This is a genomic window from Mucilaginibacter gossypii (assembly GCF_017569325.2).
GTDB lineage: Bacteria > Bacteroidota > Bacteroidia > Sphingobacteriales > Sphingobacteriaceae > Mucilaginibacter > Mucilaginibacter gossypii.
Window position 1 is genome coordinate 2,124,815 of record NZ_CP071878.2, and the last position, 26,610, is coordinate 2,151,424.

At 43.3% G+C, this 26,610-nt stretch carries 14 protein-coding genes; 1 reads left to right on the top strand and 13 read right to left on the bottom strand.

Annotated features, from left to right (window positions below; all coding sequences use genetic code 11):
• Nucleotides 1-172: 172 nt before the first annotated feature.
• On the top strand, nucleotides 173-3,850 hold the full coding sequence (locus tag J3L18_RS09010; protein WP_129570224.1) for an ABC transporter permease: 3,678 nt from the start codon (nucleotides 173-175) through the stop codon (nucleotides 3,848-3,850).
• A gap of 180 nt (nucleotides 3,851-4,030) precedes the next feature.
• Here the strand turns inward: J3L18_RS09010 and J3L18_RS09015 are convergent, their stop codons facing one another.
• The 13 genes from J3L18_RS09015 to J3L18_RS09075 form a co-directional block, all read right to left on the bottom strand.
• Nucleotides 4,031-6,178: a glycoside hydrolase family 31 protein gene (locus tag J3L18_RS09015; RefSeq protein ID WP_129570225.1), complete on the bottom strand. Its 2,148-nt coding sequence runs from the start codon at nucleotides 6,176-6,178 to the stop codon at nucleotides 4,031-4,033.
• A 4-nt stretch (nucleotides 6,179-6,182) separates the two neighbouring features.
• Complete coding sequence (locus tag J3L18_RS09020; protein WP_223266201.1) at nucleotides 6,183-8,717, bottom strand: glycoside hydrolase family 95 protein; 2,535 nt, start codon at nucleotides 8,715-8,717, stop codon at nucleotides 6,183-6,185.
• Nucleotides 8,718-8,755: 38 nt separating this feature from the next.
• Nucleotides 8,756-11,221, bottom strand: a complete 2,466-nt coding sequence (locus J3L18_RS09025; RefSeq protein ID WP_129570227.1) for a glycoside hydrolase family 2 protein — start codon at nucleotides 11,219-11,221, stop codon at nucleotides 8,756-8,758.
• 1 nt (nucleotide 11,222) lies between these two features.
• A complete protein-coding gene (locus J3L18_RS09030) occupies nucleotides 11,223-12,062 on the bottom strand; it encodes an SMP-30/gluconolactonase/LRE family protein (protein ID WP_223266202.1) in 840 nt (279 codons plus the stop codon).
• 10 nt (nucleotides 12,063-12,072) lie between these two features.
• Entirely contained in the window at nucleotides 12,073-14,130 is a 2,058-nt protein-coding gene (locus J3L18_RS09035; protein WP_129570228.1) for a hypothetical protein, read from the bottom strand.
• Between the two features lie 26 nt (nucleotides 14,131-14,156).
• Nucleotides 14,157-15,749 carry a glycoside hydrolase family 28 protein gene (locus J3L18_RS09040; RefSeq protein ID WP_223266203.1) on the bottom strand — a complete coding sequence of 531 codons (1,593 nt, stop codon included), beginning with the start codon at nucleotides 15,747-15,749 and terminating at the stop codon, nucleotides 14,157-14,159.
• A gap of 15 nt (nucleotides 15,750-15,764) precedes the next feature.
• On the bottom strand, nucleotides 15,765-16,982 hold the full coding sequence (locus tag J3L18_RS09045) for a glycoside hydrolase family 88/105 protein (RefSeq protein ID WP_129570230.1): 1,218 nt from the start codon (nucleotides 16,980-16,982) through the stop codon (nucleotides 15,765-15,767).
• 22 nt (nucleotides 16,983-17,004) lie between these two features.
• Entirely contained in the window at nucleotides 17,005-17,469 is a 465-nt protein-coding gene (locus J3L18_RS09050; protein WP_129570231.1) for a c-type cytochrome, read from the bottom strand.
• 7 nt (nucleotides 17,470-17,476) lie between these two features.
• On the bottom strand, nucleotides 17,477-18,760 hold the full coding sequence (locus J3L18_RS09055; RefSeq protein ID WP_129570232.1) for a PQQ-dependent sugar dehydrogenase: 1,284 nt from the start codon (nucleotides 18,758-18,760) through the stop codon (nucleotides 17,477-17,479).
• Nucleotides 18,761-18,773: 13 nt separating this feature from the next.
• Nucleotides 18,774-20,330 (bottom strand): rhamnogalacturonidase, encoded by a 1,557-nt coding sequence (locus J3L18_RS09060; protein ID WP_129570233.1) that lies wholly within the window; start codon nucleotides 20,328-20,330, stop codon nucleotides 18,774-18,776.
• 48 nt (nucleotides 20,331-20,378) lie between these two features.
• Entirely contained in the window at nucleotides 20,379-22,088 is a 1,710-nt protein-coding gene (locus J3L18_RS09065; protein ID WP_129570234.1) for a RagB/SusD family nutrient uptake outer membrane protein, read from the bottom strand.
• An 11-nt stretch (nucleotides 22,089-22,099) separates the two neighbouring features.
• Nucleotides 22,100-25,495, bottom strand: coding sequence for a SusC/RagA family TonB-linked outer membrane protein (locus J3L18_RS09070; RefSeq protein WP_223266204.1), 3,396 nt, complete (start codon nucleotides 25,493-25,495; stop codon nucleotides 22,100-22,102).
• A gap of 129 nt (nucleotides 25,496-25,624) precedes the next feature.
• The gene (locus J3L18_RS09075) at nucleotides 25,625-26,512 is read right to left on the bottom strand and encodes a FecR family protein (protein ID WP_129570235.1); all 888 of its coding nucleotides are present in this window, start codon (nucleotides 26,510-26,512) and stop codon (nucleotides 25,625-25,627) included.
• Nucleotides 26,513-26,610 lie beyond the last annotated feature (98 nt).

The window sequence follows — 26,610 nt, forward strand, 5'->3', positions numbered from 1 at the left end:
CAAGTTGTCAACTTTATTGGCAACTTTTTTTATGGCTTCACGACCAATAAACATGTTGGTTTAGCACAAAGAAATGTTTTACATGAGCCCCTGGCTTTAATCAATAACCCATTGAATTTGTATCAATATTTTCTTAGGTTTGAGAAAGCGACAAACTACCTAAACTCACTTGATGCCCCTTACACTCCATTTTACATTTTATGACATTGCGTTTTTAGGTGCTGTATTTATCAGCTTAACGCTATCACTATTTTTATGGATATCCCCAAAGGAGAACCAGTCTGCAAACCGTTGGTTGGCAATTTTAATGTTCGCTGTTGCTTTATGGATAATTCGGATTTTAACAATTGATGTTGGCCTCGTGACGTGCTTTCCATTATGGAACCGTCTGAACATTTGGCTGCCAATTACTTTTGGCCCTTTGATTTACTTTTACGTGCGTCAGATAACCCGGCCCAGGTATATCTTCAAACGCAGGGATTTGCTGCACTTCATCCCCTTGGTGCCTGAATTGGGTGCTCAGGTATTTGCTGCAATACAAAACATTGAGACGGTTAACGTTATTTACAACAACGTTAACTCAATCTTACAATTATTGGCATTCCTGTCAATTACTGTCTATTTATTTCTCTGTTATGTACAAATTGATTGTTTTTACAAGGAAAAACAATTTCAAGCGGGAGACCGCTACCGCAATGAGTTACGCTGGTTGGATCGCTCACTTGCCGGAGTCCTTATCTTATGGTTATTATGGATACCGTTTACAGCTGTTAACTATTTTTATTACCGTTATGAGCTAAGCATACACTATTACTATTCCCTATACCTGCTTTTAATAACCATTATCATTTGGATTGCAGGCAAGAGTCATTTAAAAGCAGAGATTATTGATGCAAATGATTATCAAGCAAAACCATTATTACCGGCAGATCTGAAACAAAAAGGCTCATGGTTAAAAATGGAAGTTAAGGAGAAAGGATATTACCGTGACGCAGAATTAAGTCTGAGCTCGCTTGCTGAAAAGCTCGGCTTGCATACGCATGAATTATCCCGGATCATTAATACGGTCTTCAAAAAAAGCTTCAACGATTTTATTAATGAATACCGTGTCCGCGAGGTTGCGCTTAAAATGCAGGATTCCTCGTATGACCATATCACCCTACTCGGCCTCGCCTACGGGTCGGGCTTTAATTCACAAAGCAGTTTCCATCGTGTTTTTAAGCAATTTACCGGTAAAACCCCTCTGGAGTATAAAAATCACCTTCAGAAAGTTATGCCAACTTATAACTTGGGAGGTTTTAGCCAACCTATGCCGCTAATATTGAACCACGTAAGCCCTTCGGGGTGGCCGCGTGAAACATTAACCGGCAGTCATATGATAAAAAACTATTTTAAAATTGCATTCCGCGGATTTCGGAGACATAAGCTATTTACACTGATAAACATTGTTGGTTTATCCATAGGTATAAGCGCTTTCCTGGCCATTTACTTTATTGTACACTACGATTTTACGTTTGATAAATTTCACAAGGACAGTGACCGGATTTACCGCGTTGTGATGAACATGTCATTTCAGGGGCATAAAAACTATTCGAGTGGTGTACCCGGCCCGTTGGCCGAGGCGATTAAGAGCCAGGCTACAGGAATAGAAAATATAACGCCATTATATACTCTGTGGCCTCATTTTGTTTATATCGACAAAGATAAAAATACACAAAAGCGGTTTAAAGATCCGGACAGGATAACACTTGCCGATCAGCAATATTTTAAAATTTTTAATTATGTATGGCTTGCCGGATCATCGCAACACGCGCTTGATGCGCCCGGCCAGGTAGTATTAACATCCCAGCAAGCCAGGCTTTATTTCCCGTCGTTGTCATATCATGAAATGATTGGTAAAGTAGTTACCTATGATACCCTTAAGGTAACCGTTAGCGGGATAGTTGAAACGTTTACTAAAAATAGCGACTTCATCTTTCATGACTTTATTTCTTTTAGTACCGTCACAACTAATAGACATTTAGCTGATGATCTGCATATAAAAAATTGGGGCAGGATATCTTCGGCATCGGAGATTTTTATAAAGCTGGCACCTGGCGTTCCTGTACCTGGGGTTGCAAAACAGATCACTACCATTTTCAGAAAAAACAATCTGCCGCGTGCCGAACAAAAAATGCCTGCCCCCATCATTGATCTGGCCTTGCAGCCATTGGACGATATTCACTTCAATTCCGACTATAATATTTTTAATTTCTCGTCGCCAGCCAGCAAAACGACACTTTACGGATTATTGGCCAGCGCTGTCTTTTTGTTATTGCTGGCCTGTATCAATTATGTGAATTTAACTACCGCCCAGGCCGCCCAAAGGGCAAAAGAAATTGGGATCCGCAAAACTTTAGGTAGCAGCCGGATGCAATTAGTAATTCAGTTTTTAAGCGAAACTTTTTTTATAACATTCTTTGCGGTTTGCATATCAGTATTGCTTGCGCCAATTATTTTAAAAATGTTTGCCGACGTTATATCCCCCGATATTCATGCAAATATTCTGCAGCCGGATGTCATACTCTTCTTGCTGATTTTAGCTATTGTGATCAGTATTTTGTCGGGTTTTTATCCGGCAATTGTATTATCAGGTTACAAGCCTGTATCGGTGCTAAAAAACCAGGTGCAGGATAACAGCAATAAAACACGAAACGCGTGGCTCCGTAAGTCGCTTACAGTTTCGCAGTTTGTTGTAGCCCAATTTTTCATAATGGCTACCATTTTGGTAAGCCAGCAAATTTATTATGCCCTACATAAAAACCTCGGGTTTAAAAAGGATGCTATCCTCATTATTAATACACCCTGGAATACCAGTAAGGCCAGCACCAACCAGGTACTGCTGAACGAATTCAGGCTGATGCCGCAGGTTGCCCTCGCGGGTTTAGGTAATGACCCACCTTCGGCTGATGCATTTAACAGGACGCGCATGACTTATGACGACGGAAAAAAACAAATTACAACAGAAGAAATAATAGTTAAGTCTGGCGATGAAAACTACCTCAAAATATACCAGCTGAAATTGCTTGCCGGCAGAAACATAACCGAAGCAGACACCGGGAAAGCTATTATCATTAACAATACTTACGCTACATTATTAGGATTTGATAACCCGAATGATGCTATCGGCAAGCAATTGAATTGGTTTGATGGCCGAAATATTAGTATCATTGGCGTAGTTGCCGATTTTAATCAGCGGTCGCTGCATTCTGCCATTTATCCATCAATCATAACATCGGGCAGTCCAATCCCCCGGCCAATGATGACGTTACATATTAGTTTGAAACCTGAAACCACCGGAGGTAACGAGTGGAAAACCGCCATTACAAATATGGGAAAAGCCTGGAAGAAAGCTTATCCCGATGATGATTTTGATTGCCATTTTTACGACGAAACGATAGCCCGGTTTTACGACGATGAACAACATACTTCAACACTGCTCAACTGCGCAACAGGTATCTCTATACTAATCAGTTGTCTCGGGCTGTTAGGTCTTGCTGTTTACACCACCAACCAACGAACAAAAGAAATTGGCATACGCAAAGTATTTGGTGCCAGTGTTGCGCAAATAGTAATCCTCCTATCAACCGAACTGATATCGCTTATTTTACTCGCTTTTATCGTCGTAACGCCGATTGCATGGTACGCAGTTAATAAATGGATGGAAGGCTTTGTCGACCATGTAGCTATCAGCTGGTGGGTATTTGTTATCAGCGGTGCTGGAATGCTGCTAATAGGATTATTTACCTTAAGTTTCCGAACCATTAGGGCTGGCATGGCGCCCCCGGTGAAGAGTTTGCGAAATGAATAACAGTATACCACTGCTTTCATTTAACAAATTACAAAAAAAACCATACATACTATCTGGCGAAGGTGCCCGAATATTATAAGTTCATATAGCTACTTTTGGCATAAGTTATAAGCCTAAATCCGCAAATAAACGCATTTCTTTTAGACTCAGAATCAGCAAATTGATATAATACATAACTTATTAATCTGTCATGGATTTAAAGGTTATTTTTTCAATATTATCAGGTTTACCTTTTAGCGCGGGAGAGATAGAACCAACTAATTTCCCATTCTTTTTAATGGCAGTAACCTTACGGAATGAATAGTTGCCTTTTTCGTAATCAAATGTTTCACCGTCATCATCATATAATGAATAAACGCCTGGCTTGTTGCCATAATATCTGATCTCGAGATCTACCTTCTGTCCTGCTTTAGGTGCATGCAGCATTACGGGCATCGTAGGTATAATTCCGCCATCCTTTACATATACCGGAATTTTATCCAAGCCGGGCTCAATACTAATCACCTCACCATCGCCTGCGTACTTTCCGGTATAAAAGTCATACCATTTGCCTTTGGGTAGTATCACCTTTCTGCTGGTTTCGCCGGCAAACACCGGGGCTACCAATAAATATTCGCCGGCCATATACTGATCTTTAACTTCTTTAGTTATGGCTTCTTCATATGGGTTCTCTTCCAGATTTAACTGTTTCTTTTCAGTTTTGACCTCTGAAACTCCAAAGCCGTCTTCCATATACATAGCCCTGAAAGGCGGGATCCCTTCAAAATGGTATTTAGCAAATTCGCTGTACCAATATGGCATCATTTGCATCCGCAGGTTAGCCATAGTTTTTACCTGCTCAGCAACCTCAGGAAACGACCATGGTTTTGTGCCGCTTGCCCAGGCATTAATCATAGCCATAGGCGAAAACACGTTTGATTGGAACCTACGCAGCCACTCCTCTCCTGTTTTGGATGATCGTACTTCTGGCGTCCATAATACACCGGCAAAACCGCTGTTTACCAGCGCTGTGATAAAATCGCGGTGATCATAATAATCATTATAGATTACGTAAGGAAATGACGCTCCTCCACCGTTTGATGCACGCACCAGGCCAAAAGTACGCTGGTTGCGCTGATGATAGATTTCGTTGGTATAACGCTGCATCATTAATCCATAGGTCTGGCGCATTTGCTCGGCAGCATGACCAGATGGGAAAACAGCTACATCAGGCCATAAGTAATTGTCGCCCCCATCAACCTCGTCCATTTTGTACCCGCTGATACCAATATCTATCTTTCCTTTTTCCAACTCGCCGAAAAAGATTTTACGCGCTTCGGGCATACTGATGTCCGGTACAATGCCATTCCAAACGGTATGTGAACCACTATAGGGTAAAATACTTTTGTAAAGGGGTGCCTGCGGAGATACGTAAGGATTAGTCCATAAATTTAGCTTGATATTCTTTTTCAGCATATTTTGCACCAAAGCTTTTGGATCAGGAAACCGGCTTTGATCCCATTCAAAAGTGCAGGGGTACGATTTACTTTGCCAGCCGGGTTCAAGACCGATAAAATCAAGCGGATAGCCTTTTTCTTCAAACGCCTTTGCTTCATCCTCAACACCCTGTGCATCGGTTAGGCGTTGCATACGCTGGGTAAAACCAAGCCCCCAGCGAGGCGGCAAGCAGCCACCGCCATTTAATAAATTATATCGCCTTACAGCATCCAGCATGGTAGGCCCTGCAAATACATAAATTTCGGTACCGGCGGCTGGCACTAACATTTCTACCGCATCCGAATATGGATGCGAGTTCCATGTTTTATCAAGATTTCGATTTTTTACATCTGGCGGAACTTTACTGTCCCGGCTTACCGCCGTACCGGCATATACGTTGATATATCTTGCCGAATTAATAAACACGCCATATCCCTTTGATGATACATAAAATGGTGTCGGCGCATGCGTGCGGCCATTATCTTTACCTGCGTAATTATCAACATGAAGGGTAAGCACCTTTCCCCGTTGAAATACGGTTTGAAAATTTAAGCCGAACCCAAACAACTGTTCCTTTTTTTCAAGAGGAAAGCGGAGATAGGTTTTACCATCCTGTACCTTGCCGGTAATTTCCTCCTGTGCCAGGGGAAAACCGGCAGCAGGCATTTTCTGTAAACCGGCATGATAAGCTTGTGCACCTGAGGCCTTCAACAGGTCAAACTCCTCGGGCTTGCCAATGACACCTTTCCAGATGCCTGGTTCTATCTCCGTCCAGCTTATTGATTGCGCATGGAGTGATGCAGCAAAACTTAAAAACAAAACAAACAGCAAACAATATTTTAAATTTTTCATGGTATTACCGGGGAATAACAGTGTATGTTTTGCCTTTTTCAGTGGCAAAATCAATTAAGTAGCCTTTATTAAATGTAATGTCAGGAAGTTGAGTATCATCCACTTTTTGATAAACCGGCATCGTTGGCGGAGTATTTAGTATATTACTATTTATACCAACAGCAGTCTTACTGCCTGTCTCCACAATTTTCACGGGAATAGGTGTACGCAGCCTGCAAATGCCTCCCATGTTTGATTTAATGGTTGCTTTGCTCAGTTTCCCCTTTTTCCAGTCGATAGTCACCTCAAAATTTCCGCGAGCTTTGATGCCTTTGACGCTGCCATCGGCCCAGGCATCGGGCAGGGCTGGTAACAATTCAATTTCACCATCCTGGCTTTGCAGAAGCATTTCGGTCATGCCGGCTGTTCCTCCAAAATTTCCGTCAATCTGGAAAGGCGGGTGCGCATCAAACAAATTGGGATAGGTACCCCCACCGCTCATTTGGGCTTTTTGCTGCAAAGGATCCATATAATTAAATGCGGCGGCCAGTATTTTATAAGCATGATTACCATCGTGCATCCGGGCCCACCAGTTCACCTTCCAGGCCATTGACCAGCCTGTACTTACATCGCCCCGATAAATCATGGATTGCTTTGCCGCCGCCGCTAACTCTGGCGTATTAAATACCGAGATCTGCCTACCGGGAAACAGGCTGAACAGTTGGGAAATATGCCTGTGGGTATCTGCCGTATCATCCCAGTCTTTAAACCATTCCTGCAATTGGCCATGCTTGCCTATGTGAAACGGATAAAGTTTATTATATGCATTTGTCAGCTTATCGGCAAATGCTTTATCTATATCCAAAATACGGGCACTACCGATACAATCCTGAAACAGCTCCCTAATAATTGACATATCCATAGTAGAGGCCATACTTACCAGGTATTCTTTACCATTGATTTTTACGGTATTTTCGGGTGATGTGGAAGGATTTGTTACAAGATAACCTGTATTAGGATCGGTAACCAGCCAGTGCAGCATAAACTGCGCGGCACCTTTCATAACCGGATAAGCGGTTTTACTTAAAAAGTTTTTATCGCCGGTAAAAAGATAATGATCATACAAATGAAGGCTCATCCAGGCGCCGCCCATTGGCCATGCGGACCATCTTACCGAACTTTTTGGGTCCTGATCAAAATTACCAACGGTTGAGGTTTTAGCCCAGATATCGGTGTTATGATGCTCAACCCAACCCTCATCAATATTATAATTTACTTTGGCTGTAATTTTACCATTCACTGCAAGCTCCTTCAAAAAATCAAACAAAGGCTGATGGCATTCTGAGAGATTGGTGTTTTCGGCCAGCCAATAGTTCATTTCGGTATTGATATTGGTGGTATAATTACTACCCCAGGGTGGTGTAACCTGATCGTTCCAGATCCCCTGTAAATTGGCGGGGGCACTTCCTTGCCTTGAGCTGGCAATAAGTAGATAACGCCCGAATTGGTAATACAGGGTTTGCAGCTGCTTATCCGGTTTTGCTATGTTGAAGTTTTTAAGCCGTTCATCTGTAGGGTGCCTCACCATTTCGTCATCGGCACCCAAATTAAAATCCACACGTTTAAATAAACGCTGATAATCGGCGATATTCCTTTGCTTAAGCAAGTCATATGTTTTTTGTTCGGCAGCTGAGAGGCTCCTATCAGCCTCGATAGCAGGGTCTTTACCCTGTAATCCAGGCGACTTATTAAAGCCATTAAAGCTGGTAGCTTCAGTCAAAAATAAGACAACTTCATTTGCACCGCTAACCTGCAGCGCGTTGTTAACGGCACTTACTTTACCGCCGTAGTTCTTTATCTTCAGGTTGATGCGGAAATTCATGCCCTCGCCTTTAGGCTCGTCATAAATCACTTGCCTGGGTTCATAATCGCGGTTTGCAACATAAGTTGGCGCTTTCCCATTCAAAACCAATTTGTTGCTTCCGACTGCCGTAACAGTAAAGCGTAATTTACTTTGCAGGTTGGCCGTTAAGTTTACTGCCCCCTTTTTATCGGCAGTAATACGCACCACCATCACCTTGTCGGGGTAACTTATGAAGGTTTCTCGCGAAAAATTAGCTCCATTAACCTTATACCTCACCGTAGATACGGCATTATTTAAATCCAGCTCACGGCGATAATCGGTACTGGTGCTATCAGTCAGGTTAAAATCAAGCAACAAATCACCTAAAGGAAGATAACGTGCAGTGTAGGGGCCCTGCAGATATTTTTTCCATATTGCTGCTGCCTTATCAAAATCGCTGGCGAAAACAGCAGCGCGCACTTCGGGCAAATGAGCAGGCCCCTGCGGGTTATTTCCCGGTTCAGGATAGCCGCACCAAAGATTATGATCATTCAACTGAAAACGTTCGTGATTAACCCCGCCAAATACCATAGCCCCGGTAGTAACGTTGCCCAACGGTAGCGCCTGTTCCCAGGCAACCGCTGGATTGGTATACCAAAGCTTTAATGCCGAATTATTACCTGCGGTTTGCGCTACAGCAAGTTTAGCACTAATCATACCTACAAAAACTAAATACCTTTTAAGCCGATGCATTATTAAAGATTTATAAATACGGTTTGTAATCCCGGCGATTGTACGCCGACAACACTTTTACCGTTTTGGGTTTGTACTTTTATAGTAGCGCGACCATTGTAAGCCTGCACCTTTCTCGATCCGCCTGAGGTGCCTAAATCATCCAGCAGGATGCCATCTCCACTGAGCGAAAAGCTGATCCAATTTATAGCATCCAGGCATTGAATGCCATTTTTATCTAAAACCTTAACCTGTACTGTTGCAAAGCCATTTTTATCGGCTATTTTCTCAACTATCAGTTTAGCCGGCTTGTCCCATTTGTCGGTCTGATAAACCTGGTTGATCTCGTCGGTTACGGTAGTTTTGCCTTTATGAGCCACTACGCGGATATTATTGTTGCCTTTCTTAAACGTCACTACCCAGCGCAAACCAGCTGCCGGAAAATCCTGGCTGTTCCTCTTTTTTACACCGTAACTTTTACCATTTAAAAAGAGTTCGGCCTTTTCACAGTTGGAATAGACTTTAATTACCTTCTGCTCTCCGTCAGTTCCCCATCGCACAGGCCAGGTTCGCCCGTAGATATGCGCCATAGGTTTGGTTGTCCAATACGATTGGAAAACGTAGTATGATTCCTTTTTGGTCATGTCCCGCTCCACCACGCCCTTTTGGTTCATATAAGGGATTGGGTTATCCGGCCTTAATGGTGTCGAAAAATCTTTAAATACCCAAAAAGCCGATCCCGTTAGCCAGGGCATAGTTTCCTGCTCTTTTAAATGCCAGTCGAACAGGTTACAGATATAACTTTCGCTCCAGTCGCCATCCTTTGAAACCCGCGCATCTCCGCCAGAAAGCGAAGCGTCACCCGCACGTTCATCGGCACCACCGCCCGTTTTAATATTCACAAAGGCCTTATCAGGATCTTCGGAATGACGCAAGGCATGGCTATCCCCACCCCACTCTGCATGAAAAAAATGGGTTACTTTATTAAACTCATCAAGAGTGGTTTGCTTGTACTCGTTATAAGTACCACGGTACCAGCCTGCCCATATAGATGGCGAATACACATCGACAATATCTTTGCAAAAATCACAGCGGCGAATAGTGGTTTTGCGGAATGGATCGAGCCGGTGGGCAAGGTCATTTTGCTCGCTCATAAAAGCCCTGATCTTCGCCTTATCAAACTCCGGAAAATCACCCTCCCAGTCGTTCTCGTTTCCAAGCCCCCATAAAATTATCGCCGGGTGATTGTAATGCTGCTCAATCATGTTGGTAAGCATTTGCCGGGCCTGGTTTTTATAAATGTCGCCTCCTAAACCACCCCGGCACCAGGGCTCTTCTTCCCAAGCTAAAATACCAAGGCTATCGCACAGATTGAGTACAATACGCGATTGCTGGTAATGACCCAGGCGAATAAAGTTTACCCCCATATCTTTCATCAGCTGCATTTCCTGCCTGATCATGCCTTCGGTCATAGCGGCTGCAACTCCTGCCTCGTCCTCATGACGATGGGTCCCCCTTAACAATAAACGCTTACCGTTAAGCATAAAAGGGCCATGATCCACAAATTCAAAATTCCGGAACCCTATCCTTTCCCTTTGGGTAAAAGTACTACCATTGGCACGCGCACTAACCTCAATAGTATATAACACCGGATGATCTGGCGACCATAATTGCGGCGTTTTAACCGTAAATGAACCAACCGGTGTTTCAGCTGCGGTAGACGACAAATTATATTTTGATTGCTGTATAACTTTACCCTGCGGATCAATGACCTTAACATCACCCTCAACAGCATTTATTTTTTCAGGATCATAGACCCTGACAGCCACATTTAATTTCCCTTGCCTGCCATCTTTATCAACCTCTGCCCTGGCAAAAACCTTTTCCAGCGAAACAGCCGGCACATACACCAAATTGAGATATCGATAAAGCCCTCCGTACACCGTAAAGTCAGACAAACGTGAAGGAATACTTTCAAGATCGCGCGAGTTATCACACCTTATTTCGACTGGGACATTCCCTTTAAATTGAGTTTGACAGACCTCGGTTTTCTTAAAGACATCAACGGCTTTTGTTATATCTACCGTCCATTCATCGTAGCCGCCCAAATGCGCACCTACTTTGGTGTCATATACGTAAACGTCGGTCTTTTGTCCGGCGCCTTCAAAATGCAGCAATACACGGCCTCCTTTATAAGGGTTATTAATGCCTAACTGCGTGCGGTACCATCCCGGGCCCTGGTAGTAGTTCATATCAGGATCCACAGCGTCGCGCGCATTAAAACAATGCGGAAGCGTTACCTGTTGCCAGTGCGGAACATCATGCGGGATACCTTTATCTTCGGGACGGATAGCTTCCCAGATCCCACCTAAATCCTGTCTTATAAACTGCCAGCCCGTATCTAAACGGGTACTTTGCTGCGCGAATAAAGACCTTGTACTCAAAATAAATATGATTATTAAATACAGTCTCAGATTTTTCAACTGCATATTAATGGGTAGTTAGTTTATAAGCCACTACTTTTTTGCCGAAAAACGTTGGCACATACAAAATATGATTAACAGTATCGTACCCCAAATCGGCGGTATTCATCTTTTGTGCCTCCGAATCGAGCAGAGTCTCTATTTTACCATCGGCTGTTACGTAAAATATGTGACCAGACCAGCAGGTGATCAAAAAGTCGCCATTACCAACCGGCTCCAAACCATCACCTCCGCAACTAAGCGTAGTAATTAGCGTTAAATTGCCTTTACTATCTGCTTTCATAAACTTCGGTCCGCCAAGGATATAAAGGTCATCATTGATGGCTTTAAGTCCGTTCACACCATTTACATTCGTTAAAAAAGTAGTTACCTTGCCTTTTTCAATCCGGTGGATCTTTTTGGTTTTACTGTCTGATACATAGACTATCCCTTTGCTATCCACCGTAATATCATTTAACATTTTTGCGCTGTCGACAGGGATTTTATTAATGACTTTGCCGGTTTCAATATCAATTACTACCACTTCCGACAAATCAGCGGCATACAGCTGATCGCCAACCCGGCCCAGGCCCTTAGGTGAGTTTAAACCGGTTGTAAAATCGAGGTCAATGATCTTTCCGTCCAAACCAATTTTAGCAACCCCACCTTTGCCATCAACAGCACTCGGGTTCCCTTCAATTTCTGACACATATAAGATCTTTTTTTTGAAATCCGGCAAAACCGATTCGGGGATCCGTACAACAGTATCAGTTTCCCAAAGCTTCTCTAATTGGTGGGTTTGCGCAAAAGCCCCGCGTACCATAAATGCCATTAAAGCAGGCAGTGTGCATTTCAATATCTTTTTCATGGTGTTTGTTTTATAATATAACAGCTTGTGTTGCTCCATCGGCTATTCTGTATTTAATTACTTTGCTGCCCTCTGTAATGGCAATAAGCAGTTTTCCTTTGTTTTGGCGTGAAATGTGAAGATCAAAAACATGCCCAAATGCATGAATGTTATTCAATGACATTTCATTCCACCCTTTTGGTAAACGGGGCGTGCAATCAAAATTACTGAAACCTGTTGGCCTGATACCGAATAAACCCTCGGTAAAGATTCGGCAATAAAGACCGCTCTCTGCCGATAAATGCCTTTGGTTGCCCTCGGGATAAGCTTCAACCGGATAAGGTACATGCTCACCTAACAATCTTCTGCGAGAATAATAGCGCAGATAATCCATTGCCTTTTCTGTATCGCCGGCCTGCAATACACCACGAAGCGCATACAAGGTTGAACGGTCCCAAAATGTTTCTTTGCCTGCCTGTGTTGCTAAACCATCGGCTGTCCACAAGCTTGGCGAAAACAGGGCTTTGATGGTTCCTTCGCTGCGGTTTAAGATATCCATGGTAAGCGGCAGGCAGATCCAGGCACGCAGTACATCATTGGTTTCGTAGTATCTGTAAGTTTCAAAGCCCCCGATAGTTGCCCCGAAGTATTTTTCGATATTAATTTTAAGCGTGGCAGCCTGCTTTAAATATTCATCTGTTTGTGTTTTGGACTGATGCAATTGTTTGCCAAGATATGCAGCGGAGATCAGGGCATCATAATAAAGGCTATTGGTTGAAAGGTTGGCTTTGCCCGATGGAAAGCGCCCTTCCAGTTCATCATGATCGGATGTAACTACTCCCTGATCATTCAGTTTCCTGTGACTGTATTCCAGGCACCAGGTAATAAGCGGCCACAATTTTTTGGCAGAATCGGGCTTTCCATACGCTAATGCATACCTTGATGCCCCATAGGCAATCATAGCCTGATCTCCCCTGTCGCCGGCACCTTTCCATACCGCATCACCTTCAGCCACTATCGAACTGGGAATGGGTTTATATTCCGGGTTCATATACTTTGCAAATAACCGATAACAGTTCATGGCCGACATGTTACCGATACTATCTCCCGAAAAAGCGAAAAACGGGCTGATGTATTCGGCCTGGTCGTTAGCCCAGATGGCGGCGTAATATGCAAGCCCACCCGGGCCGTGCAGGTAACCAACTTTGGTTTTGTAAATACTCTCCGTCCCCCTGATTTTGGCAAAGGCGAAGGCTGTATTCAATAAGGTGTCGGGCGTTTTTAATTGCAGGGGTGATAAAATTGTATTTATACGATCTTCACGAGCCTTTTCTTCCGCATTAGCATCAATTTTAACAGGCCGGGTCGGAAAATCTGTAGCCAGATAATAAACCGAAAAGGTGGTTTTTGCTCCGGGTTGAACTACCCTGCTCCCCGGATCGACAGTACCCATGATAACCGAATGGGGCCTTACCTTACTTTTAGCACTATCCGTCCTAACCTCACGCCGCAGATATTCCATAGCAATGGTAACCGGCTTATCGGTTATATTGGTAAACACAAACTTTTCAATTACCATTGGTTTATCTACCGACGGAAAAATACTCCGGTCGATTTTTACCAGCGCCGGATTACCCGCAGTGGCGGCTATCCGCATGATTCCTTTATGGCTGATACTGGTGATATTATATGAAAGATCGCCTGACTTTTTGCCGTTGGCCAGGTCTGTCTTTAGCTTGCGGTTATTAACAAAAAAACGCGGCAATTCGTTGTCAACAAATGAATAATCGATGTGTGTCCGGGTACCATCGGGCAGCATCCTGAAAGTAGGAAAAACAACGGTTCTTGAAATAGACGAGTTACCGGCGCTATCCAAGCCATACTGTACCCATACAGATACTTTCTCGCCCGACATTTCGATATGATCGGTGTGGGGCAACCGGCCATTAATAGTCCATTTGATGCTTCCGTCAGGCTGAATTGCCCATCTATCTGTTTGCACTGGCAACGCAACCTGCTGGGCATAAACCATATACGGAAAAAGAAAAGTGAGGACAATTAAAAATATTTTCTGTGGATATATCTTCATATGTTCTGTTTGATGGCTAAATAATGCTAATCTAAAATGGCAATGCCTGCTTTCAGACCGGCAGATAGTTCAACCTTTTTTTGTATTCCTGGGATTTTATTTTTCAGGAGATGTATATCACTGCTTGCATCGCCTTCAACACGCACAAATGCACCTGCAGAACCAGTAACGGTGGTATTGTTCACCAAAGCACCAGCAACGTTTTCTAACCTGATCACTGCTTGAGCTCCCGTGGTTTCAGGAATTATGCAGGAATTAAGTTCAATGTTTTTCCCGTCTTCGCAGATAAAGGCTGGCCTGAGATCATTGTTGCCCAATGTAAATTTCACATTGTCGAGTTTTAATCCGTCAACATGCCTGGCCCATATACCGTAGGCAGGCACAAGCGGGCCAAACGTTTTTACTTCCGGGTATTTATCAATAGCCTCAGGAACAACCTGCCGGGCGTTTTCTTCGCTGCCGCCGCCGGCCAGGTTTATCTCAATGTTTTTTAATGTGAGCCCTTTAATCTTATGTCCTGGAATCCCTGTTATCAGAATACCCGACGGCGGCATCAGCTGCGCGTTATCCGCAGCTTTTGCCTTCACGTTTTTAATGGTTACATTTTCAAGCGTTCCTACAGGTTGCTGAATATCCTGATCTTTACGGAATACGCTTAGGCGGGCACCTAAACGGATCAGGATAGGCGTTTTTACTTCAACCATAGTAATATCATCAATTTCGATATTCCTGATATTCGCACCATCTACAGAAAGCAGCTTGATGCCTCCGTTAGCCGTGTCATAAATATAACACTTTGAAATCCTGATATTTTCAAATGGCGCCATCGATTCGGTGCCCATCTTTATGGCTCCCTGCCCGCTTTTTAGGCGCAGGCCCGAAATCACAATATTTTTGCAGGCCATTTTGCTTGATGTTGTTTTAAAACACAAGGCATCGTCGCCGCTTACCACATCGCAATTTTTGATAGTAACATCCTGGCAACCGTCTATGTCCATACCATCGTTATGGGCAACGCCCCTGCTTTCAATTTTTACATTTTGAATATTTACCTGCTTGCATTGAAAGTAATGTGAGGTCCAGGCGGCTGAGTAATTTAAAGTAACACCGCTTACAGAAACATTTTGGCAACGTACAACCCGCAATAAAAACGGACGCCTGCCCCAACGCTGTGATTCGGCCCGGGTATCGATTAAGATCTGCTGGGCTTTCAGTTTTGCTCCCTGTCCGTCAATAATTCCTTCGCCCTCAATACTAATGTTCTTTTTATCAACGGCAACGACCAATGCCCAGCCTACACTGATACCAAGACCTTCAACAAAGGGATCAAGGTTTTTATAATCGTTAACATCGGTACTTCCTAATAAAACAGCCCCCTTATTCAAATGCAGGGTAATATTGTTATTCAAGGCAATTGTGCCGGTTAAAAATACGCCTGATGGAACAACAACCTTGCCGCCGCCACTTTTATGGCACGCGTCAATAGCATTTTGAATTGCCATTGTATTTAGTGTTGTACCATTACCGGTAGCGCCATAAGCGGTGATATCCACATCGGCAGCAAACAACCTACAAGTAGGCACCAGCGCTATAAAAGCGATGCACACCAACAACTTCATTGACCTGCACATTGCTTATTTTTTCTTTTCGGCTTTAATCATTTCTGTTCCGGCCAGTAATAACGCGCCTAAGCCGTGCGTATCGTTCAGTTCGGTTGGGCGGGTGTAATAGAACTTGATGTCGGTATCCATATTGGTGCCGATACACACATCCTGTAGTTGCCCGTCGGCTGTTACTTTTGAGGCTAAGCCTTTCCATCCTTCACGGGCAATGGCTATATATTTATCATTTATCCAGCCTTGGTTTACGGCCCTGGCTACTGCATAGGTATACATGGCTGTAACGGATGTTTCGAGGTATGAATCTGGCTTATCCAATAACTGATGCCATAACCCGGTTTGATCCTGGTAACGGGCGTAACCTACTATTTGCCTCAAAAGCAATTTGATCAGCTCTGCACGTTTAGGATGGTTTGCAGGCAAATTGTTCAACAGTTCAACCTGTGCCATGGCTATCCAGCCATTGCTCCGCCCCCAGTGACCTACACCATTAGTTTGATCATCACTGTAATAATTATGAAAGAACAGACCTGTAGCCGGATCATAAAGGTATTTGTTGAAATTCTCGACCTGCTTAATAGCATCATCAAAGTATTTATTATCGCCGGTAAGCTTACCCATACGTGCTAAAAACGGAATGCTCATAAACATATCATCGGCCCAAAGCGTACCAAAACGGGGCTGCGGGCGGGCAAGTGTACCATCAGGCAAACGCATTTGTTTAGTTAAGATATAGGCCGCAGATCTTTCTAAATAAGCCTTATAATCCTTCCTTTGCGCAAGGGCGTCCACATCAAACAAACCGGCCGACATTGCACCACAGGCATCAAGATTGGTTATATTGAATACAGAACCATATTCAACCTTACCTGCTTTTGCTTTGTAAAGTGTTTCGAAATAACTGAGGTTATCAAAAATAAAAGCAAAGTTATGCTGCGAATAGTCTGAGTATTTTTTGTCGCCCAGCACATCAGCAGTTTGCATCATGCCTATAGTTAAAACACCATTTACGTATGCCCACTTGTTGTACTTATTGTCAACCTTGATATCTATGGATGAGGCCAGGCCCTTTGTAGAATTGTATTTTTCGTTTGTTTTGGCATTAATAAACTGGAAAGAGGTTTCCTTAATAACGTTATCGGCTACACGGCGCACAATATTCTCAGTATTAACATCCTGCCCAAATGCTGCCGAAGCGTAGGCAATAAGCAACAAGTATAAAAATGATTTCATTTTAGTTTTTTTAGTTTGATTGTTATATGTTTTTTGCCGGCGCTTTCTTTTTATTTTTCTCACGGACTGCCTTAACCTGTGCTGCCGTAATTGCACCGCCTTTATTGCCGAAACTTTTCCTTACGTAAGTCAATACATCAGCAATTTCACGGTCTTTCAAAAAATCATGGGCAGGCATTACGTTTGAATATGATTCTCCATCAATATCAACGTTCTCCGAAAACCCGTTAAGCACCACTTTAATTAATTGTGCATGATTACCTGTTATATAGGATGTTTTGATTAATGGCGGATTCATGTTTGGAACACCTCCTCCATCGGCCTGGTGGCAGGTTAAGCAATGATTTATATAGACAGCTTTGCCATTTGCCATAGAAACGGCCAGATTCGCAACCGGCTTTGCTTTTGTCTTTGCCCTGGTTTTAACCTGCGCCATCAGCTGAAAGCAGCTAAAAGCAAAAAAGAGGCTAAATAGATATTTAGTCATTTGTCTATTACTTTTTAAGGTAGATAATACGGTATATGGTACCTTTTGAATCGTCTGTAACATATAATGAACCATCGGTGCCCTGGGCAAGGCCGCAAGGGCGATGATCGGCACGCCCGGCTGCTGTTTTCTCCGGCGAGCCTGAAAAGCCGTCGGCAAACACTTCCCAGTCACCATCAGGCTTACCATTTTTAAATGGCTGAAAAACCACAAAGTATCCTGCCTGTGGCTCAGGGGCACGGTTCCATGAGCCATGAAAGGCTATAAAAGCCCCGTTTTTATACTTCGCCGGGAATTGATTTCCGGTATAAAATAACAAGCCATTAGGTGCCATATGGCCGGGATAGGCGACGGCGGGATCAAGAAACTTAGGGTCGGCCTCTTTTTTTCCGTCGCCGCCATATTCAGGGGCTTGTATCTTTTTATGCTGGATTTGATCGTAATACATATATGGCCAGCCTGCATTGTCGCCTTTTTTAAGGGCATACATACACTCGGCAGGTAACTCGGCAGATTGTTTGGTGGTATACAGTTCGGGCCATGAACTATTCAGGTTATCCCTGCCATGCTGCATTACAAAAAGCTGGTTATCCTGTTGGTTCCAGTCCATACCTACCATATTCCTTAAGCCGGTTGCATAGCGTACACCATCGCCATAGGTTTGGTTTAATTTATCAGTTTTAAACTGCCATACCCCACCCATCGAATCCAGTATCGGGCATCCGGGTATTCCCGGCGAATGCAGACCGCGGTCTTTTTCCTGACACGAGTTAAACCATGCACCTATATTTACGTAGATATTGCCGTCGTTATCCAAAGCAAATGATTTGGTTTCATGCTGACGGCCGGCCTTTAGCCCGATAATGATTTTTTCGGGCTGATCAGGATTGATCACCTCGTTTTTGTCATCTACCTTATACCTGAACACCTCGGTATTTGATGATGCATACAGGTACCCGTTTTTTAAATAAACCTCGGTGCCGCCATAAGTACCGAAACCTGATTTAAGTTCGGCCTTGCCATTGGGCGCTTCATGAAATACTAAAATCCCCTTCCCCTCTTTATTGGGTTTGGCCAGCTTTACATAAATATCACCCTGCGGCGTAACTACTAAATGCCGGGCCTTTGCACCGGTTTCGGCAACTTTCATGGCACCAAAACCAGCGGGTAATTTTAAGCCTGCATTATCAGTGTCGGGCACCACTTCCGGCCCTGGTTTCAGTGCATAAAGCATGAGGCTTACAGGCAGTAGTGTAAGGATTATTGCCCATTTAAATAGTATACTTTTCATGCTGTTTATTTAATTATAATTCTTTTTTGGTTGCATTAGTCAGTTTAGTATCTGCTACCGGGCGGCTGTTATAAAGGTTAAAATCCTTCACCTCGTTTAAAACAAACGTTGGCGAACCTGCTGCTTTCTGTGCTTTAACATGTTGAAAATCTGCGCCTGAAACATGATCAAGAATAAATGCCGGGCGAAAGTCATCAGCCATATAGCTCACTTCCACATCATTCATTTTCAAATCCTTAACATTCCGGATAAAAAAGCCGTAAGAAGGCATAGTACCAAAGCGATAAGGTTCAGGATATTCTTTTTCTAACCCAGGTACTTCACGCATGGATTGCTCTTTAGTGCCCCCACCTTTATAATAGATCCTGATATTACTCAACCGCAGGTCTTCTATATCATGCCCTGGGATCCCGCTTATAATTGCCCCATGCTTATTATCGGCATTATAGCATACCACATTACTAATGATCACGCGCCTGAGCGCCCCTACAGGCGCATTTTCCGGCCCGCGCATGCGTGCACCAAGCCTTACAAAAATTGGCGCGTTAACAATATCACGCATAGTTACATTGGTGATGGTAACATCCTCTAAAAGTGCACCATCAACAGTTTCAAGGGCCAGGCCGCGGCAGTAATCAAATACGCAATTGGAGATGGTAACATTCTTAAAACCACCGTTTGATTCGGTACCCATTTTTATGCGGCCTGTAGGATTGCCGTCAGAATATTTTTTTTCGTTGCGGGTAAAGGTGCCTGCCAAAAACGAACCCTCGTCATAGCCACTCACCTGGCAATTGGTAATAGTAACATTTTCGGTAGCCCTGGCAAAGCCAAGTCCATAGGTACTTTTAAGGCAAATACCATCATCATAGGGAGAGTTGATGCTACAATTTGAGATACGTACGTTACGGCAACAGTCAATATCCATCCCGTCACGGTTAGTGTCCATCTTAACATTATCGATAGTAAAATTGTCTATCCCGGTTGCGAGGATCCCAAACCAGCCGCCATGCAGAATCGAAATATCCCTGATAATTACATTACGGCATAAATAAAGACTGATCGTTTTGTTCGGGCGCTTATCATCTTCACCCTTATTGCTCCGCACCAGGTCTTTACCCCAAATGGTACCGGGACCCAGTATTGAAATATCATGCAGGTTTTCGCCCCAGATCAGGCTGTTATGCCAGTGCCTGTGTCCAAAGTCCTGGTAGTTATTATCTGTTTTAGCTTCTGGCTCATCATAACCTGAACCAGCTTCAATAGGCGCCGCGATTATAGTTGCTCCCTGATCGATATACAGACTTATCCCACTTTTTAGATGAATGGAACCGCTTAAATAATTCCCTGCCGGAAAATAAACGGTTCCGCCCCCGGCCGCTGCTGCAGCCTCAATTGCTTTATTGATATTTTGGGTATCGATAGATTTTCCGTCGCCCTTTGCCCCATATAACTTTACGTTATATGGGGATGTTTCGGGCGAAGTAATATTATTTGCCTGAGCTTGAATGAAGCAGAATGGCAAAAGAAAAATCAAAAGAATACGAAGTATGGTATAGTGGTTTTTCATAGTATTTTTTATCGCTTTACGTTATGTACTCCTTATCCTACTCCTGGCTTACCAACCCGGATTTTGCGGATACGGAGTACCTGTAATTGTTGCATCGATTTGTGTTTGCGGGATTGGGCGAAGCACATGAAATGGTTTAATATTAGCTTTACCGTCGGTATTATGCAGTTTTACCCTTTCCAACAGTTTACCTGTCCTTGCAAGGTCAAGCCAACGTACAAGTTCACCGCACAATTCTCTCGAACGCTCGTCCAAAATGAAATCCAGCGAAAGTTTATCTACAGTGATATCCATTGCTGCTGCGTTGCCTGACGGGTAAGCGGCCCTTTCACGGATAGCATTAATATAGGGCACTGCGTCACCGGCACGTCCATCCATAAATAAGGCCTCGGCAGCAATTAAATATGTTTCGGCCAGGCGATATATAATGATAGGCCTGCTTGAGGGCGAATTTTGATCGGGACGTTTTGTATCAAAATACTTGATCATTGCAGGCGATAAGGCAATACTGTACTTGGCAGGCGGAATAACCTGGTAACGATAACCGGCAATCTGTGCTGAAGTCATAGCTACGCCAGGCATCCAGATAGCAGTATCTCCTACAGTAAATTTAGGCGCACCCGGCTGAGCACCAACAGGCGCACCGGCTGGTAACGGGTTAGACCATGTTGGTATTGAAGCTGCATTGTTACATAACCAGGCTGTTTGAAAGGTTTTATTATAACGCTGGTCATTAACCCTTTCACTAAATACAGTATCAGTAAGCCAATGTGTAGGCACCACGCGGATATAGGGACGCCCGTAAAGGGTACTACGTTGCATACCGGGCTGCACCTCATACTTAGGAACAAATAAATGGCATAGCAGGTTGTCCGGACCGCTGTTATTTTGCGTGGCCGAGCCATTGTATGCAAGTGTAGTGGTATGCTGTACTGTCCACAGTATTTCGCTGTTAGTTTCATTGCCCTCGGCAAATACTTTCCCGAAATCCTGCTGTAATTTTATACCTCCGGCAGGTGCAACGTTTGTTATCAAATCAATTGCAGTAGCATAGGCATTTTTATAGTCATCTGCCTGTTTGGCCGATGAGCCTGCCCTTGTTAAATATACTTTTGCAAGCATGTGCATTGCGGCGGCTTTTGTAGCCCTGCCAGGTTGCACACCATTAGTTAAAGGACTTGCAGGAAGAACCGCTATCGCATCTTTCAGGTCTTGAACGATGAAATTATATACATCGGCCATTTTGTCCCTTGTGGCCGAAGTAGTAGGTACCGATTGAAATGTTTTGTTCAAAGTAACATCGCCCCAGAACTGAACTAATATAAAGTAATAATTTGCCCGCAAAAACTTTGCTTCACCAACCATGCTCGCTGCCGTTGTAGCATCAATACCGACAGGAACATTACCAATCAAGCCATTACATGTGTTAATATAGGTGTAGCAGTTTTTCCAGATGGTAGCAACGGTACCATCTGCAGTATTAAAGTTGCTGTTATATTTTACCAGGCCGTTGTTTCCATCGTTACCGGCAATAAATTCGTCGGTGCCGGGTACAGTTAATTCAAAATAGGTATCCGGCCCCCAAATGGTTCTGAAACCCGCATAGGCTGCAGTGAGACCTGCCTGAAAGCCTTGGCTTGTTGTAAAAAAAGCAGGGGTAAGCGTTGATTTCGGGTCTTCTATCAGTGTTTTTTTACAAGCTGTGGTTGCAAGATCTAAAAACAAACAGGTGTATAAATATATAGATATCCTTTTCATCTTATTTAAATTTAAAGTGTCATGTTAATACCGAATGTAAATGACTTTGTAGGAGGCGTATCAACGTTTAAGCTTCCGGCTGTTTCCGGGTCCAAACCATGATAAGTATTACGATACGGCGAAAAAAGAATAAATGGATTTTGCGCCGTAGCATATACTCTTAGCGACCGTGCACTGATATGCCTGGTTATCGATTCGGGCATATTATAGCCTAAGGTCAGGCTCCTGATTTTTAAAAAGGTACCGTCAAAATAACTTAAAGTGGATGAATAAGGCGTATTGGTTGAAGCAGAATTGGGTTTAGGATAGTAATTCTGATGATTGGTTGGTGTCCAGTAATCCTCATTCAGGTTATTATAATTACCCTGGAAGGTGTTAATAAAACTTCCGCTCTGGAACATTTTGGAAGTGATTAATCCCCCCACCCTATAAGCGGCCACTACCGTAAAATCAAATCCTTTATACCCTATGCGGTTGGTAAAACCGCCGGTATAAGTTGGCTGATCTGACCCAAGTACAATCCTGTCGGCAGCGCTAATCTTTCCATCTTTATTTACATCCTCTACCCTGATAGTGCCAATCACAGAACCTGTACCGGTGGTTGTAAGACCTAAGCTTTTAGCCTGGGCAGTATCGGCAGCTGTATTTTGCCAGATGCCAATTTTTTTATAATCAAATATGGCATTGATAGGCTGCCCCACAAACAAACCGTTTGTGATATCCTGGGTAACTCCGCTTGCTAATTTGGTTACTTTACCCCTGTTAAAGGCGATATTGAAATTGGTAGTCCAGCTAATGCTGTTCCTGCCGTTACCGGGTAAATTAACGGTACTTATGCTTACTTCAATACCTTTATTTTGCGTTTGGCCCACATTAGTTAAAATACTGTTTGGTATACCCGAGGTTGGCGGCAATGATAATGGTAAAAGTAACGACCTGGTATACTGATGGTAGGCTTCAACCGTACCCGTAACCCGTCCCTGGAAAAGCCCGAAATCAACGCCCGCATTTAATGTAGAAGTATACTCCCATGTTAGATTTGGATTAGGAACATTGGTTGGATAAGCTCCGGTTAGGTTGGTAGAACCAAAGTTATAGTTAACAGATGATAAAGCTCCCAAAGTTTGATAAGGGTTGATAGCTGTATTACCAACTGTACCATAGCTTGCTCTTAGTTTAAGGTTTGACAGTACGTTTGAGTTCATTAAAAAAGGTTCCTTGGTAACATTCCATGCAAGTGCCGCCGATGGGAATACATGATATTTATTACCCGGCGCCAGGCGCGATGAGCCGTCTGAACGCATGGTTAAGGTAAGCAGGTATTTATTGGCATAGCCATAGTTTACCCTGGCCATGTACGAGATGATATCCCACTTAGAATATGATCCTGAGCCGCTTAAATTAGCTCCGTATTGCGGGTTAAAATATTGAATACCATCAGAAAGGATATTGTTATAGCTAAATGAATTTGACTGGCTCTGGCTTTCCTGTAAACTGTACAAACCAGTAAAGTTTACATGGTGTTTTTGCGCAAACACTTTATCGTAAGTCAAGATATTTTCAAGCGTATAATTATAGCTGTAAGTACTTTGGTTATTTGCGGTTGATGCACCACCCAGGTTGTTGGTGGTAGCGCTGGCGTAGTAGTTACCATAAATATCGGGCCTTATTTCGGCACCGCCATTAAACCTGTATTTTAAACCGGGGGCAAGGGTAGCTTCAAGGTAGGCTGTTGTAAAAGTTCCGAATCTTTTGCGTGTTTCAACAGCAGCGCCCGGAACAAAATTTGCAAGCGGGTTCCATACCTGGTTAGCGCTTCCAGCTGTAAAACCTACTAATTTACCGGTAGCATCGTCATAAGGCGTTGAAAGCGGGCTCGCCCTCAATGCCTGGCCAAGCGGGTTTGCATTTTCACCGTTGGTATAGCTTAACGTGTTTAAGCTGCTTAAACCAATCTTTACATATTTACCCAGTTGCTGGTCAACACTCAACTTAATGGAATAACGAACAAACGACTGACCGAAATAGATCCCCGTTTCATTGTAATATCCGCCGGATATAGCATATTGGGTAAGCTCATTTCCTCCGGCAACACCCAATTGATGGTCTGTTACAAAACCGTTTTTATAGATGAGTTTTTGCCAGTCGGTATTGCGGCCGCTTTTTATCGAAGCCACCTCTTGCGGGGCAAATGAGCCATCCGTAAAAAATGCGGGATCATCAATGCCTGTATATTTGCCGGGGTTTCCGTTGAACAAGCCCCATTTTTTCAGGTCTTGAAATTGAGAGCCGTTCATAATATTATACTGACCAAGCGGCTTATTGAAACCGGCATAAGCACTATAAGTTACAGATGTACCGCCCTTCTTACCCCTTCTGGTAGAAACCAGCAAAACACCATTTGCGCCTCTTGAACCATAAATAGCAGTGGAAGAAGCATCTTTTAATACCTCTAATGAAGTTATGTCATCAGGATTGATGTCATTCAAACTTCCGTTAAAGGGGATCCCGTCAACTACAATAAGCGGTGAGTTTGAGGCATTTATTGACCTGTTTCCACGGATTAAAATAGAGGGCGATGCACCCGGGTGGCTATTACCACCGCTTTTCTGGATATCCACACCGGCAGCCTGGCCTTGTAATGCCTGGCCGATGTTAGCTGCCGGAACATCACGGAGCGATTGCTCACTAACAGAAACAATCGAACCCGTTACGTCGGACTTTTTCTGAACCCCATAGCCAACCACAATAACATCACTTAACGACTTCAGATCGCCCGTCATGGTTACGTTGATGCTTGTTTGATTGTTTACGGCAACCTTTTGCGTTTTATATCCAACGGAAGAAAATATAAGCGTAGCATTGGCAGGCACCTTAATGGTATAATCCCCCTTGGGGTCGGTGATCACCCCTCTTCCACCGCCTTCTATACTTACAGAAACACCCGGCAGGGCGCCATTTGAATCGGTTACTTTACCTGTTACTGTAATATCGGCAGCTTCAATATTTTGCTCATTGGTTTTGTTGGTTAGTACACTTGGTTTGGCGGAAGCTGATTTATCGTAAATTACAATTCCGGTATTTATCTCTTTAAATGACAAACGGGTTTTAGCGAATAAATAATTAAGGATTTTGCCTAACGGTTCATCTTTGAATTTACGCGGTGTAATTTTGTAACCGCTTAACTCAACCGGGTTATAAGAAAATTTAATATTGGTTTGCTTTTCGAGCTTATCAATTGAGCTTTGCAACGATTCGTTTCCAAACGCGATTTTCACGGGGGAATCCGAGATCTGGCTCGTTGCATGTTTGGCAAGCAACACCTGGCAAAATACCAGTGAGCTAACCATAGCAATCGTTGATACCTTCATGAAAAAATTAAAAAATTTAGTTGATTTTTTTTCCATCTTTACGAGTTTTTTATTCTAAAAAACTATATGAACTATTGGATTAGCTTGGAACCTGCCAATAATTTATATCTGCACTCTCTGCCAATACCCCTGCAGCCCGGCTTCGGGGGTACTGGCTTTTTGGGTTTAGCTGTTTTCGTTTTTTGCCAGGTAAACCTCCTTTCCTTTCAAAACATAATCTAAATGATGGATGGTTTTAATGATGTCAAGAACATAGGATAGTGTATTATTATTTGAAAAATGAATAGTCGTTATCAAATGATCATTCACTTTATGACTATAGTTAATGTGAACACCATAAGTGTTTTCCAGCCGCATTACCAGTTCATTAAATGAAACACCATACAAATTGACCTCGCTTGATTTCCAGGCCGCTACCTTTTCGGAATCAATCGTCCTGATTTGGTGGGTGGCTTTTTCTTGGTCGTAAACCATTTCTTTATCCGGTGTAAGTAAACCAAAGCTCTCAGTTTTGTTACCAACAGCAACAAGTCCTCTGGTAACCGTTAACCTTACGTCACTGATGTTTTTGTAAAACTTTAGATTGAATGCCGTACCTAATACCTGTGCGTGTAAGCGGCCATAATGAACAATAAAAGGTGAAGTGCTATCGTGCTTTACATCAAAGTAAGCTTCGCCGTTAATAAGCTGTACCTCTCTCGTTTTTCCAAAGCGTTCGGGGAATTTTATGGTTGAACCTGAGTTTAACCATACGGTTGATCCATCGGGAAGAGTTATCGTTTTGAGATTGCCTTTTTTTGCGGTTACGGCCATCATAGCTGCTTTATCTTTAACCGACAATTTGAAGTAAAAAAGCACAGAACTACACATCAAAACCAATGAGGCAGCAATGGCATATTTGGCGGCCGATGTTTTTATAAAATGCCATTTCCCATAAATTTCTTTATGGATGTTATAAAGCATTTCCTTCTCTATAGCCCGCATAGCTTTTTCGTCCTGAAGATGATCATCTCCAGGACCGGAACCAGGACCGGGCTTGCGCCATTTTATCATTATGAATGTTATTTTAAGTTTATCTCAACCGCTATAGCAGTCATTTTGGCTTTGTACTATATATACAAGGTTAACTGGTTTTGGTACCAGATATATTT

Coding starts and splice junctions, on each gene's coding strand:
- J3L18_RS09065 (WP_129570234.1), bottom strand. CDS start 22,088: ATGAAAAGGATATCTATATATTTATACACCTGTTTGTTTTTAGATCTT.
- J3L18_RS09045 (WP_129570230.1), bottom strand. CDS start 16,982: ATGAAATCATTTTTATACTTGTTGCTTATTGCCTACGCTTCGGCAGCA.
- J3L18_RS09070 (WP_223266204.1), bottom strand. CDS start 25,495: ATGGAAAAAAAATCAACTAAATTTTTTAATTTTTTCATGAAGGTATCA.
- J3L18_RS09015 (WP_129570225.1), bottom strand. CDS start 6,178: ATGAAAAATTTAAAATATTGTTTGCTGTTTGTTTTGTTTTTAAGTTTT.
- J3L18_RS09025 (WP_129570227.1), bottom strand. CDS start 11,221: ATGCAGTTGAAAAATCTGAGACTGTATTTAATAATCATATTTATTTTG.
- J3L18_RS09075 (WP_129570235.1), bottom strand. CDS start 26,512: ATGATAAAATGGCGCAAGCCCGGTCCTGGTTCCGGTCCTGGAGATGAT.
- J3L18_RS09030 (WP_223266202.1), bottom strand. CDS start 12,062: ATGAAAAAGATATTGAAATGCACACTGCCTGCTTTAATGGCATTTATG.
- J3L18_RS09050 (WP_129570231.1), bottom strand. CDS start 17,469: ATGACTAAATATCTATTTAGCCTCTTTTTTGCTTTTAGCTGCTTTCAG.
- J3L18_RS09035 (WP_129570228.1), bottom strand. CDS start 14,130: ATGAAGATATATCCACAGAAAATATTTTTAATTGTCCTCACTTTTCTT.
- J3L18_RS09020 (WP_223266201.1), bottom strand. CDS start 8,717: ATGATTAGTGCTAAACTTGCTGTAGCGCAAACCGCAGGTAATAATTCG.
- J3L18_RS09010 (WP_129570224.1), top strand. CDS start 173: ATGCCCCTTACACTCCATTTTACATTTTATGACATTGCGTTTTTAGGT.
- J3L18_RS09060 (WP_129570233.1), bottom strand. CDS start 20,330: ATGAAAAACCACTATACCATACTTCGTATTCTTTTGATTTTTCTTTTG.
- J3L18_RS09040 (WP_223266203.1), bottom strand. CDS start 15,749: ATGAAGTTGTTGGTGTGCATCGCTTTTATAGCGCTGGTGCCTACTTGT.
- J3L18_RS09055 (WP_129570232.1), bottom strand. CDS start 18,760: ATGAAAAGTATACTATTTAAATGGGCAATAATCCTTACACTACTGCCT.